4 protein-coding genes are annotated in these 3,440 nt (G+C 34.9%); all 4 read right to left on the reverse strand.

Translation table 11 applies throughout. The annotated features are described in order from the left end of the window. On the reverse strand, positions 1–199 hold a 199-nt coding region (locus tag ACT8VG_RS08865; protein WP_444195663.1), incomplete at its 3' end, for a hypothetical protein. Between the two features lie 12 nt (positions 200–211). Further along, complete coding sequence (gene tnpA, locus ACT8VG_RS08870) at positions 212–694, reverse strand: IS200/IS605 family transposase (RefSeq protein ID WP_444195664.1); 483 nt, start codon at positions 692–694, stop codon at positions 212–214. A 203-nt stretch (positions 695–897) separates the two neighbouring features. Further along, complete coding sequence (locus ACT8VG_RS08875) at positions 898–3,030, reverse strand: ATP-dependent helicase (protein ID WP_444195665.1); 2,133 nt, start codon at positions 3,028–3,030, stop codon at positions 898–900. Between the two features lie 61 nt (positions 3,031–3,091). Next, positions 3,092–3,440 (reverse strand): nitronate monooxygenase (locus ACT8VG_RS08880; RefSeq protein ID WP_444195666.1); only part of this gene is annotated, 349 nt, incomplete at its 5' end.

A 3,440-nucleotide genomic window follows, 5' to 3' on the forward strand; every position in this document is an offset into this window, starting at 1 on the left:
TCTTGGTACGCATAAGCTGGTCATAATTCTTTCTCATAAGACCTACAAGTTCGTTGCCTGCTTTTCTGATCCTATCCGAAAGCTTTACAACTTTCTGTATATCAGAAGAAGACATATCAGTTTCAGCAGCTAGAATATGCCTATCAGAAAGCTTATGAAACTGTTTTAGAGTCTTTTTGTATTCTTCGTTACTAATCATTTTTTAGTTCCTCTATATATACTTGATTACTGCAGCTTCGCTTAAGCGTTCTGCAGTCGAGACAAAATACTCTCCTGACCATAAAGTTCCATATCCTGCATAGAACTTTTTAAGCTGCGGATACGCTTTAAATAATTCGATAGCGCTGATACTTTTAAGAGTTCTAGCCACATCATAAGGAGCTACAGTCTGTGGCACATCTACAAAGATATGTATATGGTCTGGCATTACTTCAAGTGTTTCTATATGATAATTATAATCGTTACAATTTTTCTGTAATATCTGTTTTAAAGCATCTTCAACATTACCTTTTAAAACCGAAAATCTGAATTTAGGACACCGTATGATATGATATTGTGTTGGATATTTACAATGTGAAGGACTGTGATATTTTTCCTGAATACCTCTACGTAGAAGGTCAAGAAATGTAATAGTCTCGCCTTCCTCTACAGAATAAATACGTGCAAGGTTTTCAAGTTCTTTTTTCCACTCCATAGGAATAGATATGTTTATCTGAACATTGTTTGATTTTGGTCTTCCCATTAATTAAAAAGTCCTTTCTATTTTCATATACATATTATATATCTTCTCTATGTTATACTCAAATAAAAATCATGTTGCTTTCATCCCATAGGCAAGCCTATGGGTTTTTTGCCACTATTTTATAACAAAATTCTCTTCATAATAAAACTTAAAAATCAGTTTGCTAAGCGCTTTAAAGCATGATGACCTCCCATTAAAGTCTTGATTCCATGAGGAACTTCAAAGGCAACATCGACAAGTGGTCCATTGACTTTGACAACAACACCCTTACCAAATATATCATGGTTGACTAAATCTCCCACCTTCCAGTCATTGACACCATTATCTCCAATTAAATCTGTGTAAGATTCATGAACATAATTACGTGTCTTAAACTTTGAAGGTCTTCCGACATGTTCAACATGATTTCGACCTATTTCATCTACAAATCGAGATGTGACCTTAGGAGATTGGGACACAAAGCTAAAGCCTTGGCTATCAGTCAAATAAAGACGCTTTTTAGCACGCGTAAAGGCAACGTATGCAAGTCTTCTTTCTTCCTCTAATCCTTCATCTCCCCCTTCACTCATTGTTCTTTCAGAAGGGAAAATACCTTCAGAGAGGCCTGATACAAAGACATAGTCAAACTCTAGTCCTTTAGCCATATGAATACTCATAAGTGAGACATAGTCACCTGTCTTTTCTTCATCCTGAGATGTATAGAGGGCAATATCCTGTAAATATGATTCAAAATCAGGTGTTTCTGGATGAGTATTGACATAAGTATCTATAGAATTCTTTAATTCCATTAAGTTTTCAATACGGTTATCTTCCTGCCCATCCTTCATTAGTTTCAAATAACCTGTATCCTTTAATAAATCTTCATAAATATCAGCTAAGCTCTTATCAGAAACTCTTGCTTTCTCAATAACTTCTACAAGTTCTTTGAGTCCTTTTTTAGCTTTACCACCTATACCTGTTTCATCTAAGAAGAAGCAGACTGCTTCATAATTAGAGATACCATGTCTTGAGGCTGTAAGGGTAATCTTTTCTAAAGTCTTCGCACCAATTCCTCGAGATGGTGTATTGACGACTCTTTCAAATGATAAATCATCACCCATAACGACTAATCTAATATAACTTAAAGCATCTTTGACTTCTTTACGATTAAAGAATTTTAATCCACCAAAGATCTTATAAGGAATCTGTCGGCGAATCATTTCCTGTTCAATAGAACGAGATAAATAATTCGCACGATAGAGCACCGCAATATGGGATTCAGATACACCAGATTGTGTGATCTTCTGGATTGTATCACAGATATATTTTGATTCTGCATCTTCACTTACTGCTGCATAATGAATAACTTTATCTCCTTCTTCTAATTCAGAGAATAAGTCTTTTTCTAATCTGTTCTTGTTTTTCTTAATAAGATTATTAGAGATATCAAGGATTGTTTTAGTAGAACGATAGTTCTGGTCTAGTATAACAGTTTTAACGTTTTGATAGTCTTTATCAAAGTTCATGATATAGTTCACATCACTGCCTCTAAATGAATAGATTGTCTGGTCTGGGTCTCCTACAACACAGACAATAGAATCCTGGGCAAAGTAATGAATAAGGTTGTATTCAATAGAGCCAACATCCTGGAATTCATCTACATGGACAAATTGATAACGTCTAGACCATCTTGATACAATATCAGGATTATCCTGGAAGATCTTTAATGTATTGACTAAAAGGTCATCAAAGTCCATCATATTATGATCTTCTTTATATTTTTCATACATGGCATAGATTTCTGCTTTATGTTTTTCTCCTGGCATATTACCAGCGAGCTGCAGGGCTTTGGCAGGAGATACAAAGTTAACCTTATATGAAGAGATATAGTTGATCATAGATTTGATACTGATTGATTTCTGATCTATTTCTTTTTCTTTATATAACTTTTTAATGAGTGATTTCTGATCTTCTTCATCCATAATAATGAAGTTATGAGGATAGCCAATGGCAGTAGAGTGTTGTCTAAGTACTCTGACACATAAAGAGTGGATCGTACAGATTGTTGTACCTAAAGATGTACCTAGAATGTTTTCTACTCTTGTTTTCATTTCATTGGCTGCTTTATTAGTAAATGTGATAGCGAGAATGTTATGAGGATTGACTCCTACTTCTTCAATTAAATATGCTATACGATATGTGACAACACGTGTCTTACCTGAACCAGCACCCGCAATGATTCTTAGGTGTCCATCTAGATAAGTGGCTGCTTCTAATTGTTTAGGGTTTAATAATTGACTAAGTTCCATATTTGATATCCTCCTTATTCGCATCCTCTAATATAACATAAAAAAGAGTGCTTAGCACTCTTTATTTATATTGATGGGATTTTCCGATAATATCAGTGATATTTTCAATACCCATTGCATCTAGTTCATCATTCATTTCCTGAATAATACGAGGACATGCATATGGATCTACTAAGTTAGCACAACCAACCTGTACAGCACTTGCACCTGCAATCATCATTTCGATTGCATCTCTACCAGTAGAAATACCACCCATACCAATAACTGGGATATTTACTGCCTGAGATACCTGGTAAACCATTCTTAAAGCGACTGGGAAGATTGCTGGTCCTGAATAACCACCTGTCTTATTCGCAATAATAGGCTTACCTGAATGGATATCAAAACGCATACCAACAAGAGTATTAATC

Origin of the sequence: Catenibacterium sp. (assembly GCF_052354645.1) — a bacterium.
GTDB lineage: Bacteria > Bacillota_I > Bacilli_A > Erysipelotrichales > Coprobacillaceae > Catenibacterium > Catenibacterium mitsuoka_A.